12 protein-coding genes are annotated in these 14,943 nt (G+C 70.4%); 7 read left to right on the top strand and 5 right to left on the bottom strand.

Annotated features, from left to right (window positions below; genetic code table 11):
- Positions 1-708: 708 nt before the first annotated feature.
- A complete protein-coding gene (locus HF526_RS27255) occupies positions 709-993 on the bottom strand; it encodes a PLD nuclease N-terminal domain-containing protein (protein WP_239029206.1) in 285 nt (94 codons plus the stop codon).
- A 550-nt stretch (positions 994-1,543) separates the two neighbouring features.
- Complete coding sequence (locus HF526_RS34785; protein ID WP_211177865.1) at positions 1,544-1,738, bottom strand: site-specific integrase; 195 nt, start codon at positions 1,736-1,738, stop codon at positions 1,544-1,546.
- A gap of 1,510 nt (positions 1,739-3,248) precedes the next feature.
- Between HF526_RS34785 and HF526_RS27245 the strand changes: the two genes are divergently transcribed.
- Positions 3,249-3,989: an SDR family oxidoreductase gene (locus HF526_RS27245; protein ID WP_169384432.1), complete on the top strand. Its 741-nt coding sequence runs from the start codon at positions 3,249-3,251 to the stop codon at positions 3,987-3,989.
- Positions 3,990-4,681: 692 nt separating this feature from the next.
- Here HF526_RS27245 and HF526_RS27240 read toward each other — a convergent pair.
- Positions 4,682-5,089, bottom strand: coding sequence for an STAS domain-containing protein (locus HF526_RS27240; protein WP_169384431.1), 408 nt, complete (start codon positions 5,087-5,089; stop codon positions 4,682-4,684).
- 497 nt (positions 5,090-5,586) lie between these two features.
- On the opposite strand from HF526_RS27240, the gene HF526_RS27235 reads away from it, so the two are divergent.
- Complete coding sequence (locus HF526_RS27235; protein WP_211177864.1) at positions 5,587-7,155, top strand: multicopper oxidase domain-containing protein; 1,569 nt, start codon at positions 5,587-5,589, stop codon at positions 7,153-7,155.
- A 179-nt stretch (positions 7,156-7,334) separates the two neighbouring features.
- Entirely contained in the window at positions 7,335-7,763 is a 429-nt protein-coding gene (locus tag HF526_RS27230) for a DUF2267 domain-containing protein (protein ID WP_169384429.1), read from the top strand.
- 117 nt (positions 7,764-7,880) lie between these two features.
- Here HF526_RS27230 and HF526_RS27225 read toward each other — a convergent pair whose 3' ends face one another.
- Together HF526_RS27225 and HF526_RS27220 are read right to left on the bottom strand one after the other, a co-directional pair.
- On the bottom strand, positions 7,881-8,318 hold the full coding sequence (locus HF526_RS27225; RefSeq protein ID WP_169384428.1) for a hypothetical protein: 438 nt from the start codon (positions 8,316-8,318) through the stop codon (positions 7,881-7,883).
- Between the two features lie 254 nt (positions 8,319-8,572).
- Positions 8,573-9,580, bottom strand: coding sequence for a patatin-like phospholipase family protein (locus HF526_RS27220; protein WP_169384427.1), 1,008 nt, complete (start codon positions 9,578-9,580; stop codon positions 8,573-8,575).
- A gap of 409 nt (positions 9,581-9,989) precedes the next feature.
- Between HF526_RS27220 and HF526_RS27215 the strand changes: the two genes are divergently transcribed.
- The 4 genes from HF526_RS27215 (at position 9,990) to HF526_RS27200 (ending at position 14,942) form a co-directional block, all read left to right on the top strand.
- Positions 9,990-10,745, top strand: coding sequence for an enoyl-CoA hydratase/isomerase family protein (locus HF526_RS27215; protein WP_169384426.1), 756 nt, complete (start codon positions 9,990-9,992; stop codon positions 10,743-10,745).
- Positions 10,746-11,167: 422 nt separating this feature from the next.
- Positions 11,168-12,097, top strand: a complete 930-nt coding sequence (locus HF526_RS27210; RefSeq protein WP_169384425.1) for an alpha/beta hydrolase — start codon at positions 11,168-11,170, stop codon at positions 12,095-12,097.
- Positions 12,069-13,556, top strand: coding sequence for a flavin-containing monooxygenase (locus HF526_RS27205; RefSeq protein WP_275404214.1), 1,488 nt, complete (start codon positions 12,069-12,071; stop codon positions 13,554-13,556). Before HF526_RS27210 ends, HF526_RS27205 begins: the two co-directional genes overlap by 29 nt.
- A gap of 69 nt (positions 13,557-13,625) precedes the next feature.
- Positions 13,626-14,942 (top strand): PucR family transcriptional regulator, encoded by a 1,317-nt coding sequence (locus HF526_RS27200; protein ID WP_338051781.1) that lies wholly within the window; start codon positions 13,626-13,628, stop codon positions 14,940-14,942.
- Position 14,943 lies beyond the last annotated feature (1 nt).

The following is a 14,943-nucleotide window of genomic DNA, read 5'->3' as shown; positions in this document are numbered from 1 at the left end:
CCGCAATCCGGGCTACCTCGAAGGCCACGCCCAGCGTGTCCTGCGCCATCGCGCCATCCTCCGACTCCCGGCCCCCTCCGACCACCGATCGGCGGCACCGAACGACAAGGGTTCACGCAGGCACAGCAGGCCGGGGCCTGCAGGCCTACCTGTTGCCGGCGCGACGCCGACGCCCGCCAGTCGGACGTCCTCTCGATGCAGCACCGAGCTGGACCATCACCCCTTAGTCCGGACATCGACGGACCGCACGACGACCCTGACGTGCGGCGTTGGACAGGCCGGGCCCCTTGGGTGATTGCTTCACGCCGAAAGGGGCAGGGCGTCGAGGCGGCAGGTAACCGTGACCAACTTTGTGACCACGACACTGCAGTACACGCCGCCGCTGGACGACACGGATGAGACGGATAGACAGCTCCGACCTGGTGAGTGGGCATGGCCGGGAGAGCGGTGGGACGTCATGAGACGGCCGCATCCCAGCTCATGACTCAGAGGTCGCAGATTCGAATCCTGTTCCCGCTACCAGGTAAAACGGTCCTCGTAGGGCTCCTCCGAGGATCGTTTCATGTCTCGCCTCGGGCGCGAGACGACCTCACCGCCATGACGATCAGCAGGTTGGTGAACTGCACGTCCGGCCTCCCCCCGGGAGGGCGGCTCCGGCGTCACCGAATGCCGCCTCCCCGGTTTCAGAGATCGGACCGCCCGCGGGTGTTATGCGGCTCGGGTGCCGCGCCGGACCGGGTCCTGGGCGTCGCGGCGGCCTACGGCGAACCAGGCCAGGCTGCCCAGGAAGGGGGCGACGACGACGAACACGATCCACACGAGCTTCATCCCGGCCCCGAGCTCGGAGCGGATGATGCTGATGACGGCCGCGACGACCAGGACGACGAACGCCACGCCGGCGATCGCCGTCACCGCGATCAAAGCCCCTCCCAGGATCCCTTGGTCTTGGGCGGGCGTGGAGGTGGCCGTCGTGATCACGGAGAGCATGTCCATGTCGATGATCATCGGCCGCTGCGCCGGGGGTGTACATCACCCGACAGGCCTGATGTGGATCATCGCAAAGTGGTACCCGACCTGCCGGGAATCGGGACGACACCGGCCGGCGCCGCGATGACGCTGAACGGGTGGACGTCCGGGGAACCGCCGCGACGGGGCGCTGGCACCCCCTCGTCGCCCGCGGCCGCGCGGCACTGAGCACCGGGCCGATCGGCGCGGCTCGCGGAGCACCCGGATGAGCAGCTTTGATCAGCGCGATCGGATCAGGCACGACTGGTCTGCCGACCGTGGCCGTGGCAAATGCGTGGCAGTCCGCGATGGTTGGTGCGTGCGACGAGCCGCGTTCCTCCAGGTCAGAAGCCCAATGCCGATCTGGGCGGCACTCCGCTGTAAATCCGTCGGCCTAGCCTACGAAGGTTCGAATCCTTCACCTGCCACCCCCACGGGAAACGGCCCCTGACCAGCGGAGACGCGGTCAGGGGCCGTTCTCGTCGGTGTCCGGCTGTGTCCGGCTCCATCCCGCTCGTCACGAGGGTTCACGGACCATTCACGGACCGATCTTGGACTCGCCCGCCGTCCGGCCGGCCCGGAGCGCTTCCTCGACCCGGCGGCGCACGGCGTCCTCCTGACCGACGATGCACTTCGCGTAGACCCGGAGCAGGACGTCGACGCTGTGCCCGGCCCACGCGGCTACCTGCAGGGCCGGCACACCGCCGTTGAGCCACGTAGACACCCGCGGCATGGCGAAGGTCATACGAACGACGAGCGAGCGGAGACGCGGCCTCCTCGGCGCTCGGGCGGCTTCACGAGCCTTGCCCCAGATCCGCCCGTACAGGCTCTCGGAGAGCGGGCCGAGCCGCACGCCGCGAAACAGCCGGCCATCCGGGGTGGTGCCGTGCTCGTCCAGATGTTGACGCAGGAGCGCGGTGAGCTCCGGCGGGCACGGGACGACACGAACCTCCTCGGCGCCGCGATTGTGTGTCTATGTGTTGCTGCCGAATCTGCCTCTATGGGATCAAGGCGCCCTACCTTCGGTAGGGCGCGCTCGGGGCCTGGTTCGATGCCTGGGCGTGCAGGTGGGGCGGGGATGGCTCCTCAAGGCAACTGCTGCGTCCATGGCACAGGCGGCAGGTCCCCCCGCCCCGCCGCTCGTTCCTGACCGCTGATTGGGCTTGGCGACTGATCGCTGTGCAGGGCGTGGCCGGGAGGAACGGGCTGCCGATCCAGTGACTGGCGAGAGAAGCGGGTACGCCTGGCTCCACACAGTGAACCGCGCTTCGTAGCGCACGCGGTCGTCCTCAAAGCAGCGGGTGAGGAACGGAACGGCCCAGCTCATGTCCGCCACGATCCGGGCGAACGTGCACCGCTCGTAGGTGCGCGCCGCCCAATCGGGCCAGAGCTGGTGCATGCGCCGCGACGAGAACCGGCCGCCCTGAAGATAGCGCTGGTCGGGGGAAACGAACGTCAGCCAGTCACCAGCGGGTTCGTCCCCGACCTGTCCGACCAGGCCGCAGCGCTCCGCTACCCGGGCGGCGATGGTAGGTTGCCCCCCGCAGGGGCCAAACAGAAGCACTGGTGTCCGGCGCGCAGCCCGTCGGCGAGGAGCTCGACCTGCGCCCGGTCGCGTTGGCGATCAGAGTCGTACTCAAGGCAGAGATGATCGGGGGCGGCCAGCGCCACCCCGCCACTCGTAGACGCCGTGGGAGCAGGAGTGCCCTCTGGCATCGACCCCACCACCTCTGATCGAGGAACTGGTTAGAACCCCTCGCCAGGGTGTCCAGAGATTGAGGAACTATGCGATCTCTCAGAGGTCTGGCAGCACCAGGTGTGCCGAAGGATCGTTTCGACCGTCGGCCTGTGTGCGCTGGCGTCGCACCGCGATTGCTTCGGGACGAAGCGGTCGCCATCCCGGCGAGGTGGTTGCATCCGTGGTGGCAGTCGCCGCCGTTCGCGTGCTCGCGCTCAACGCAGGAGCGGGGGAGTGGCGCATGGCCACACCGCATCTGGGCGCCCTCGATCGCCGCCTCCCGGTCCTCGAAAGCGTGTGAGCATCGCGCCGCGAGGCGCTCAACCCTGTGGACGGTCGCTCGTGCCGAAGTTCGGACGGCAGGACGGTCGGTCGCAATTCCCGCCCTGGTCAGCGGTGGTGCTGGAGCAGCACGGCGGTTCCCCTTGACATGATGACGGTGGGCTCGAATCCCATCGGAGTGATCTTCTGGTGGGGCTGTGGCATGCCGTGAGAGGTGGGAGCCATGAAGCTCGTAGTCATCGGCGGTACCGGGCTGATCGGCTCGCAGGTGGTCCAGAAGCTGACCGCAGCCGGACACGAGGCCGTCCCCGCGGCGCTGTCCACCGGCGTCGACGTGATCACGGGGACGGGCCTGGACCAGGCGCTGGAGGGCGCCGGGGTCGTGGTCAACCTGGCGAACTCGCCGACATTCGACGAGGCCTCCGTGGACTTCTTCCGCACCTCCATGAACAACCTGCTGGCCGCGGGGGAGAGCGCCGGTGTCAGGCACCAGGTGATCCTCTCGATCGTCGGCGTGGACCAGGTGCCCCAGCTGGACTACTACCGGGCCAAGACCCTGCAGGAGGACCTGCTCCGCCAGGGGCCCACGCCGTACTCCATCGTGCGCGCCACCCAGTTCTTCGAGTTCATGGACGCGGTCTTGTCCGAGACCTCCGACGACACCACCGTTCGCCTGCCCCCTACCCGCCTTCAGCCGATCGCGGCCGCGGACGTCGTCGACGCGGTCGTCGATGTCTCCACCGGCGCCCCACTGCAGGGCATCCGCAACGTTGCCGGCCCGGACGTCTTCCCCCTCGACGAACTCGGCAGGGTCACCCTGGCGGCACAGCAGGACAACCGGACGGTCATCACCGACGACAATGCAGGCATGTTCGCGGCCGTCACCGGTGACGTGCTCACCGCAGGCCCGGACGCACACCTGGCACCCACGCACTACCAGGACTGGATCCAGACGGCCCGGTAACCGGGCACGACAGATCCTCTCGCTGGTGGTTGTGGCACATGCGTGGCAATCCGACAGGGACTGTCTGATCGTTGGTGTATCTGGTCCTGATACGCCGAGTGTGCTCGGCGGGAAGGACCCGTAGCTCAGACCCCCTGTCTGCGGGTGTCCGCGGACGCATTACGGACGCGATCATGAACGGCCCTGCCGCGGTGCTTCCTCGGCCTCCGACGGACGACGTCATCCTGGTCGGCGATGCACCTCGCGTAGACACGAAGCAGAACGTCGACGCTGTGCCCGGTCCGCGCGGCTACCCGCGGGGCGGGGAGACCGCTGGTGAGCTACGTCAAGCACGCCGCCTCCGGCGGCGTGGGCCTGCCGCGCCGACTCAGGTCGACGCGTCTGCGGTCAGCCGGATCCGTCGCGGCGTCTCCACGGATCGGTGGCGGTCACCAGGACCGGACGGTTGGAAGGGTCACGCAGGTCCAACCTGGTGAGCTCCCGGATGAGGCTCAGCCGGTACCGGGCTACGCAGATTCGCCGAGAGACTGCACCAGGTGGGAACGATGCGCGACGCTGTGAGCGATCGACGGACCGAGCCGGCGACGCTCGTAGAAGCCCGATGTGGACACCTGTACGTCCTTCGCGCAGAACCGGCCACTCACTTCGCAGGCGCTGGGTGGGCCCGCTGAGCCGAGAGGGCCGACCTCACTTCAGCCCGTGGACCGCAGGGTGCTCATGGCGCGCACGGCGCTCTCGATCGTGGGGTAGATGTCGAACAGGTCGAGTCTCCCGGCCGCCTTCAGGGCCTGCGCGACAGCGTCATCGCCGACGATGAGATACAAGCCGACGTTCGCGCCGCCCGCTCGTTCGGCGGCCTCGACCAGCACGGCCACGGCTGCAGGCGACAGGGCGGTTGCGGTCAGGTCGAGCAGGACGGCCCACGGATCCGTGTCGAGTTGGTCGTCGACGACGCGTCGCAACTCCTGGTCCGTTCCGCTGGCCAGGGGGCGGCACGGACGCACGAGTGCTACGTCAGGCCGCAGTCGACTGAACTCGATGGCGGACGCCCGGTACGGCCGTCGACCGGCATACGCGCTGCTCTCGTCTTCAGCGCACATCGGGGCTCCTCGAATGGATGCGGGCACGGTCAAACCGTAGGTCCGTCAGGGGGCTCACTGCAGAGCAGAAGGACACGGTCGCTGTGAGGCCAACGACGCGACCGCGGCACGGGAGAACGGCAGAGGGCGGCAGGGGCGACGGCACCGGCGGACCGGGCCGAACGGCAGAGCGGGGGACGCGACGGCGGGCGGATGCAGGTGGGGCGTCTGGTTCCACCAAGATCAAGCCCACCGACGCCGGCGGGACGGGAACCGATGATTCAGGGGTCGTCACCGAGTGGCTCGGCAGGCGGCAATCTCTTTACCATTTCTTTGCTGAGAAGAAGAAGAACCGAGCTCATTGGGTCGTCAGTGCTGAAAACGGACACAGGTGCCGTTGCGTTCCCTCCTTTTCGGGGTCCGTTGCCCCCTACAACATGTCTCCTGGCCGAATCGTTCGGTGGCGAAAGTTGCTCTATCGCGGGCGGACTGCCCTGGGAGAGCAACGAGGTGTCGTCGTGAGCGCTGCGCGTCTGTCCCGAAGGGACATGGTGAAGTTCTCCGCCCTGGGGGCCGCTGCCGTGGCGTTGCCTCTCGGGCGGGTGGTGAACGCGAAGGCCGTGTCGCGGCTGCCCGCCAGCCGACTGCCGAAGCCCTACACCCTTCCGTTCGTGGTGCCGCCCGTGCTCGCCCCGGTCGGCGCGACCGACCGGGGCGAGCCGATCTACGAGATCCGCGAGAGGCTCGCGACAGCGGAGATCCTGCCCGGATTCCAGACCCCGGTCTTCGGCTACAACGGCATGACCCCGGGGCCGACGATCAAGGCGCAGCGCGGACAGCCGATCGTCGTCCGGATGATCAACGAGCTTCCCGCCACCCATCCCCAGTGGGGGTACACGCCGTGGACGTCGTGTCACCTGCACGGCTCGGCGTCGAAGCCGCAGTACGACGGGTACGCCAGCGACATCACGCAGCCCGGCGAGGTGAAGGAGTACCACTACCCGAACATCCAGGACGCGCGGACGCTCTGGTACCACGACCACGGCGTGCACCACACCGCGGAGAACGCGTACATGGGCCTGGCGGCGCAGTACCACCTGACGGACGGCGTCGAGGCCGGCCTGCCGATCCCGAAGGGCGCCTACGACGTCCCGCTGATCCTGGCCGACAAGATGTTCGGCGTCGACGGGAGCTTCATGTACGACGACGCCGGGCACTCGGGCCTGTGGGGAGACGTCATCCTGGTCAACGGGCGGCCCTGGCCGTCGATGACGGTCGCGAAGCGCAAGTACCGCTTCCGCGTGCTCAACGCGTCGCTGTCCCGCGGCTTCCGGCTGCAGCTGGGCAACGGCGCTCCGATGACCGTCATCGCCACCGACGGCGGGCTCATGCCCGCGCCCCAGCAGACCACTCAGCTGCGCATCGGCATGGCCGAGCGGTACGAGGTGGTGATCGACTTCGCCGCGTACAAGAAGGGCGACAAGGTCGAGCTGCGCAACCTGGGCGTGCCCAACTCGGTCGACTACGACAACACCGGCAAGGTCATGCAGTTCGAGGTCACCGACGACCCGTTCGATCCGGCCGGCAACGAGGTCCCCGCCGCGCTGAACCCCAACATGGACGTGATGGGTCTGCTGCCGGCCCAGGCGAAGACCACCACGAAGATCGAGGTCATCCGCAAGAACGGCTTCTGGACCGTCAACGGGCAGACCTGGGACGACGTCATCAAGTCCGAGTACAAGAAGGTCGTCGCCAACCCGAAGTACGACGAGATCCAGATCTGGGAGATCAAGAACAGCTCGGGCGGCTGGTTCCATCCGGTGCACATCCACCTGGTCGACTTCCAGATCCTCGACCGCAACGGCAAGCCGCCGTTCGCCTTCGAGAAGGGACCCAAGGACGTGGCCTACGTCGGCGAGAACGAGGTCGTCCGGGCGATCATGAAGTTCACCAACCAGACCGGCCGGTACATGATCCACTGCCACAACCTGCCGCACGAGGACCACGACATGATGGTCCAGTTCCGGGTCGGCGACGACACCGCGGACAACGACCCCATCGAATCCGATCGCCCACGAAAGGCCTGACCCGGGCGGGAGCGGGCGGCGGCGACCGGACGCGCCGATCGCCCCGACGGGTGGAGCGGCGGCCCCGAATCCCCACCTGCCAGGGGCAGGTCGTGGGCCGGCGGATCGGTCACCGTGGAAGGACGACGCCGACCTGCGCCACAGCCTTGAACGACCACGTCCGGAGAAGGTGTACGCACGTGAGCTTCACGGGATACAAGACATTCGACACCACGGTGGAGAAGACGAACGGGGTCCTCAAGCACATCGAGGAGGCGTACGGCTGGCCGAAGACCCGCCGCAACCAGTCCTACGGCGGGCTGCGAGCCGTCCTGCACGCCCTGCGCGACCGCCTGACCGTCGAGGAGAGCGCGCAACTCTCCGCTCAGCTGCCGATGCTGATCCGCGGCATCTACTTCGAGGGCTGGGACCCGTCGAAGGTCCCGGTGAAGATGCACCGCAACGACTTCCTCGAGCGGATCCGGCAGGAGTTTCCCTACGAGGTCCCCGGGGGTGTGGAGCGCCTGTTCGACATCGTCATCGAGGCTCTGCGAAAGCACATCACCGAGGGTGAATGGCAGGACGTGCGAGCCAGCCTGCCGAAGGACCTCGTGACCGTCCTGCCGTAGGGGAGCCCGGGACGCCCGGCACACGACGCAGCGCCGATGGCCGGCCTCGGCGGTGAAGGCGTCGGCAACCCCGGGCGCCGCCCGTCCGGCGCACGACGCCTCGGCGGCCGTGGGCCGTCATCCGATCCCGACGAGGCGGCACCGCGCGCCCGGCTCCGGGTGGTAGACGCTCGCTCCGCACAGCTCGCCGTCGGCCGTGTCCACCTGGCACGTCCACGTGTGATGCCCCCGGCAGCGGCACGGCGCCCAGCCGATGAGCACCCGGCGCGGGCCCAACGGGTGGCCGTGCGGGCAGCGGGCCGGGCCGACCATCGCCCATGTGCCGTCGGTGCGTTCGACGAGCGTCCCGACTCGGGCCGCCCGCTCCTGGTCCACCCGCTGCCACCACACCGCGAGGTAGGCCGAGACGCGCTCGGGGGGCTCGTCGCCCTCGCCGCCCCACGGGTGGCGCTCGTCCACCCACGCCGCCGCCTCGTCATGGATCTCGTCGACCAGGTCCTGGGCGCCGAAGGCCAGCGCGTCGCGTTTCAGCTCGTCTTCGAGGGTCGCGTCCACGCCGGGGAGCGTCACCTCACGCGGCGGCCGCCGTCAACGCCCGGTCACGCGGGGCACACGCCCGGGTCGGCTCGTCCAGCGGCGGCTCCGGCACCGTCGCGCAGCGCCCACCCCGGCACCGCCTACGGCCGCTGCGCCGATGCGGCTCCGCCCACGGCCTCCCGCTCTGGCCCCGTCCAGCGCCGCGACCGCATCCGCACGACCCGCCCTTGTGCGAACCGCGCCGTCCACAGCAGCGGGGGCGGCCCCCGGTCTCAGTGCTGCGTGCCCCCGTTGACGGCCCGCAGTGCCGCGACCGCCGCCTCGTGGCCCAGCTGTGACGCCGCCTCGACCCGCTCGACGTCGACGGTCAGCCCGCGTACCCCGGACGTCCGGGCCGGGGTGATCGCCAGCAGGTGGGCTCCGCCGCGGTCGGGATGAGCGGCGTCGGAGAGCAGGGCCAGGCTGTCGGCGTGCCGGCGAACGTCCTGGGTCATCGCGCCGAGGCCGGGGATGACGACGTCGAGCGAACGGGCCCACAGCGGCGCGCGCTCGCCCGGGTCGGAACGGCGCAGCTCGGGCACGGTCCGGGTGAGCAGCGCGAGCACGTGGGTGGCGCCGTCGCGCAGCGCGCGCAGCACCGGCAGCGGGTCGCCGACCGAGCCGTCGACCCACCGCCGGCCGCCGAGCTCGACCGGCGGCCCGGCGAGCCACGGGATCGTCGCGGTGGCCCGCATGGCGAGCTTCCACTCCTCCTCGGTGCCCAGCCCCTCGAGCACGTGCGGGGTCATGTCGGCGGCGTCGGTCACCACCACGCGCAGCGGGACCGGGCTGGCGGCCAGCGCCGCCCAGTCCGTCGGCTTCGAGACCACCAGGATCTCGTCGAGCAGGTAGTCGAGGGAGACCATCGGACGCCGGGTGCCGAGCCGGCGCGGGTCGATGAACGCCTTGCAGGCCATGTCGTCGGGGAAGATACGGGCGGCGTCGTGTCCGTGCCTGAGGACGAGTGCGGTGCCCACGAACGCCCCGGCCGAACTGCCGTAGACGACGTCGAACGCGTCGCTCAGCCCGGCCTGCTCCAGCGCGTGCACCATCCCCCCGGCGTAGGCCCCACGCATCCCGCCACCCCCCACCACCAGGGCGATCCGGTGCGGATCGGTGCGCGCGCCCGGGGTGCTGCCGGTGGCGCGGCGGCGCAGCAGCGCGTGCAGGACCTCCTCGTCGCCGGACAGTGCGGCGTCGGCAGGCCGGTTGAGTTCGGGGCCCCGACCGGGTGCAGCCATACCCCGATCATCCCGCCCCGTCGAGCCGGCACCCCACCGGTGTCGCGGATCGGGCCTTCAGCCGATCAGCACCCCGGGGTTGAGCACCCCGTGCGGGTAGCGGACCTGCTTGGCGGCCCGTCGGGCAGCACCTCGTCCGCCCGCCCCAACCCCACCAGGAACAGGGACGCGCGACGGCCACGGGTGGGCTCAGCTGGTGCGCGGAGCGGGCAGGGCGGCCGTGCGCCGATCATGGCAGCGCGCGGCCGGGGTGCCAGGTCGCTTCGGCAGGGGCGGGTCCGCCTGCGGAGTGTCCGGCCCGCCCCTGGGTACCCGCACCCGCGCCGTACGGTGCGCCGATGTGCCCCGACAGCCGATCTTCGCCAGGCTGGGCGGGTGGGCGCCGCCCGGCGTCCGGCGAGGAGGCCGCATGAGCGGGGTCGTGGTGGACCGGCGCGGAGACGTCCTGCGCGTCAGGCTGAACCGTCCGGAGACGCTCAACGCGCTCACCCTGGACGACATCGCCGCGCTGCACGCGGCGCTGGACCTGCCCCCGGACGTCCGTGCGGTGGTGTTCGAGGGAGAGGGGGAGCGGGCGTTCTCCGCCGGGATGAACGTCGACACCTTCCTGTCCTTCGGCCCGGACGGCGCGCGCGCCTTCATCGCGGACCTGCGCGACCTGTTGCGCCGGGTCCGCACCGCGCCCGTACCGACGATCTGCGTCGTCGACGGCTACTGCCTGGGCGCCGCGTTCGAACTCGCGCTCGCCTGCGACCTGCGGGTCGCGACCACCCGGGCCCGGTTCGGGCTGCCCGAGATCAAGGTCGGCATCCCGTCGGTGGTCGACGCGGCGCTGCTGCAGCAGTACGTGGGGCTCAGCCTGGCCAAGGAGATGATCCTGACCGGCGACCACTATTCGGCCGAGACGCTGAACGCGTTCCGGTTGTGCAACGAGGTCGTGCTGCCCGAGGGGCTCGACGCCGCGGTGCACGACATGCTCGACCGCGTCTGCGGGCACACCCGCACGGTGCTGGCCGCGCAGAAGCGGCTGTTCGAGGTCTGGCAGAACACCGGCCTGGCCGAGGGCGCCGACCGCAGCGTGGAGGAGTTCGGGCAGGTGTTCGCCGCGCCGGAGACCGCCGCGCACCTCGAGCGCTACCGCGCGGCGCTGCGGACGCACGACTGAACTCCTACGGTCACGATCACGACAAATCGGCGTTGTCGGACCAGTCGGGGACCGGTGCGGATATGCGGCGGGGCGGCTCCCGGGTGCACCGGTGTCGGCGCACGCGCTGCTCGCCGTCGCGGTCACCGCGGCGACGGTCGGACTGGGTGCTGGTCGCCGACGACGCGGCGCGCGGGTTCGGACCGCCGGGCGCGGCGCCCGCCGCTGCGGCTCCGGTCAGGCCTCGCGCCGCCGGCTGACCCCACGCGGCCCGGCCGACCGTAGGCGGACCTCCCGCGCCGGCCAATGTGTCCCCGACACGAAGAGCACAGCGGTCTTCGTGCCGCGGAGACGGTGGACCGGAACGTGATCAATGTCACGGTAGATGGACGGAGGCGCCGCGTCGTCGTGCGCCCGAGTCATTCCCGCCGCAGGAGGCACCGTTGCCATTGCTCCCGGAAACCCAGCAACTGCTCGACGCACTCGCCCAGGCGGGTCTGCCGCCCTTCGAGCAGATGACCGTCCCGCAGGCCCGCGAGGCCACCAAGGGGTTCCTCGACCTGCAGGGTGAGCCTAAGGAGATCGCTGTCGAGAACCGGACGATCCCCGGCCCCGAAGGGGAGATCCCGGTCCGCATCTACACCCCCGAGGGCAGCGGCGGCAAGCCCGTCATCGTCTACTTCCACGGCGGCGGCTGGGTGATCGGCGAGCTCGACACCGTCGACAGGCCGGTGCGCGGCATCGCCAACCGGACCGGTGCCGTGATCGTCTCGGTCGACTACCGGCTCGCCCCCGAACACCGCTACCCGGCGGCGTTCGACGACTCCTACGCCGCCACCGTCTGGGTCGCCGAGCACGCTGCCGAGCTGGGCGGCGACCCGGCGCGGATCGCCGTCGCCGGGGACAGCGCGGGCGGCAATCTCGCCGCGGCCGTCGCGCTCGCGGCCCGGGACCGAGGCGGTCCGAACCTCGTCGCGCAGCTGCTGATCTACCCGGTCACCGACTTCGCCTTCAGCACCCGTTCCTACGAGGAGAACGGTGAGGGCTACCTGCTGCAACGAGGCTCGATGACCTGGTTCTGGGCGCACTATCTCGGCGCGCAGGACCTCGGCAAGGATCCCTACGCCTGCCCCGCCCGCGCCGACGACCTGGTCGGGCTGCCGCCGGCGTTCGTGGCGACCGCCGAGTTCGATCCGCTGCGCGACGAGGGTGAGGCCTACGCGGAGCGGCTGCGGGAATCCGGCGTGGACGTCACCGCCAAGCGCTACGACGGCATGGTGCACGGCTTCGCCTGGACCCTCGGGGCGACGCCCAGCGGCACCGTGCTGCTCGACGACCTGGCCGCTGCGTTCCGCTCGGCGGTGGGCACCTGATGGTCGAGCAGCGCTAGTACAAGGTCGCGATCCTCGGGCCGGGCTCGGCGGCCTCGGCATGGGCATGCGGCTGGTCCAGTCCGGCGAGCACTCCTTCGTCATCCTGGAGAAGTCCGACGGCGTCGGCGGCACCTGGCGGGACAACACCTACCCGGGTGCGAGCTGCGACATCCGCTCGCACCTGTACTGGTTCTCCTTCGACGCCCAGCCGGACCGGAGCCGGGTCTACGCGTTCCAGCCCGAGATCCAGGCCAACATCGAGCGCCTCGTCGATCGGCTCGACCTGCGCAAGCACATCGAACTGGGCACCGAGGTCACCGGTGCGCGCTGGGACGACGCCGCCGGGCGGTGGACCATCGAGACCGCCGGCGGTGAGCGGATCCGGGCCCGCTCGCTGATCACCGCGTGGGGCCAGCTCAACCGGCCCACGTTCCGCGACATCCCCGGCCGGGCGGACTTCCGGGGCGACTACTGGCACTCCGCCCGCTGGAACCACGACGTCGACCTCACCGGCAAGCGCGTCGCCTGCATCGGCAGCGGGGCGTCCGCCGTGCAGTTCATCCCGGAGATCGCACCGATCGTGTCGGAGCTGACCGTCTTCCAGCGGCACGCCAACTACGTGGTGCCGCGGATGGACCGGCCCTACGAGCCCGGCGAGCGTCAGGAGTTCCTGGATCAGCCCGACAAGCTGCAGGAGAGCCGCGACGCGATCTACTGGGAGCACGAGGGCTGGATGGGGGCGATGAAGCAGGGCACCCCGGTGGCCGCGGAGTTCACCGCCCAGGCCCGCGCGCATCTGGAGGAGACGGTCAAGGATCCGGAGCTGCGCGAGAAGCTCTGGCCGGACTACCCGATCGGTTGCAAGCGGATCATCATCGCCGACACGTTCTACCCGGCGATGATCCGCGACAACGTGCACCTGGTCACCGACAAGATCGAGGGCGTCGAACCCACCGGCGTGCGCACATCCGACGGCACTCTGCGCGAGGTCGACGTGATCATATACGCGACCGGGTTCGAGACACTGTCGTTCAACGCGAGCCTGGACATCACCGGTCGCAACGGGCTCGCCCTGCGCGACGCGTGGCGGGAGGGCCCGCAGGCCTACCTGGGCATGTCGGTCTCCGGGTTCCCGAACTTCTACATGCTCTACGGCCCGAACACGAACCTCGGCCACAACTCGATCATCGCGATGCTGGAGTGCCAGTACGGCTACGTGCTGCAGGGGCTGCAGGCCGGCGACGAGCAGAACGCCGCGCTCGACCTGCGCGCGGACGTCCAGCAGCGGTTCAACGCCGAACTGCAGGCCGAACTCGCGGACAGCTCCTTCGCCGGCAGCTGCAACAGCTGGTACAAGACGGCCGGCGGGAAGATCACCAACAACTGGATGGGCAGCGTCGAGGACTACAAGAAGGCCACCGCCCGGCTCCACGTCGACGACTACGAAGTGGTGAGCTGACGCGGTGTGCGTGGCAGTAGTCGCTCCGGTGACTACTGCCACGCACGGCGGCGACCTACGCTCCCAACCGTGCGTTCGGAGCTGAACCACTCCCACGGTGCCGTGCCCACGGACCTGGAACGCCGGGTGTCCGAGTGCGTCGCGGCGATCGCGGCCCGGCTCAACACCCAGCTCGTCGAGGTCACCCTGGACCTGCGCGTCGTGCTGGCCGGCGAGATCTCCGAGCTCGACGGCGACCAGCGGATCATCGAGCTGCTCGGCGCCAGCATCGAGGGCAACGTCGCGACGATCCTGCACATGCTCGCCCACGACATCCCGGCTGAGCACGTGGAGCCGCCGTCGGCGGCGTTCGAGTACGCCCGCCGGCTCGCCCAGCGTGGGGTGCCGGTCAACGCACTGGTGCGGGCCTATCGGCTCGGCCAGGACCGGCTGCTGAAGTGGACCTTCGCCGAGATCGAGCGCCGCAGCGGGGACACGACCGTCGCGTTCCTGGTCATGCGGCGGATGGTCACCGACACGTTCGCCTACGTGGACTGGATCTCCCAACAGGTCGTCGTGGTGTACGAGCAGGAGCGCGAGCGGTGGCTGGCCAACCGGAACACGGTCCGGGCCGGCCGGATCCGGGAGCTGCTCGACGGTGACGACCTCGCCGACGCCGATCCCGCCGGTGACGTCGACGCGCTCGAGGCGACCTTGGGCTACGGCCTGCGGCAGCGCCACCTGGGCGTGATCGTGTGGTCGGCCGAGGGGTCCCGCGACGACGATCTGCAGGGGCTGGAGCGCTTCGCCGCGACGCTGGCCGACCACCTGGGCTGCCGATCCCGGCCGCTGTTCGTGGCCTACGACCGGTCGACCTGCTGGGCGTGGCTGCCGGTGAGCGGCGCGCCCGCGCTCGATCCGGCCGTGATCGCCCGGCTGGTCCGCGACGGCGGGCACCCGGTGCGGGTGGCCTACGGTGACCCGGCCGCCGGAGTCGCCGGCTTCCGCGCCACCCACCGGCAGGCGCTGCGGGCCCAGTCGGTCGCGCTCGTCGCCGGTCCGCACGCCGGGCAGGTGACGGCGTTCGCCGAGGTCGGGGCGGTCTCGCTGCTGTGCGCCGACCTGGACGCCGCCCGGTCATGGGTGGCCGACACGCTCGGTGGGCTGGCCGCCGACGACGAGCCGCGCGCCCGGCTCCGCGAGACGCTGCGGGTGTTCCTCGCCGGCGGCAGCAGCTACACCACGGCCGCCGACCGGCTGACGATGCACAAGAACTCGGTCAAGTACCGGGTGGCGCGGGCGCTGCAGGAGCGCGGCCGCCCGCTCGGCGACGACCGGCTCGACGTCGAGCTGGCCCTGATGGCCTGCCGCTGGCTCGGCCGCGCGGTGCTCGCCACGCCGCGCTGAG

The organism is Pseudonocardia acidicola (genome assembly GCF_012911935.1).
GTDB lineage: Bacteria > Actinomycetota > Actinomycetes > Mycobacteriales > Pseudonocardiaceae > Pseudonocardia > Pseudonocardia acidicola.
The sequence above is the reverse complement of the archived record's forward strand: the minus strand, read 5'-3'. Positions and strand labels throughout refer to the sequence as shown.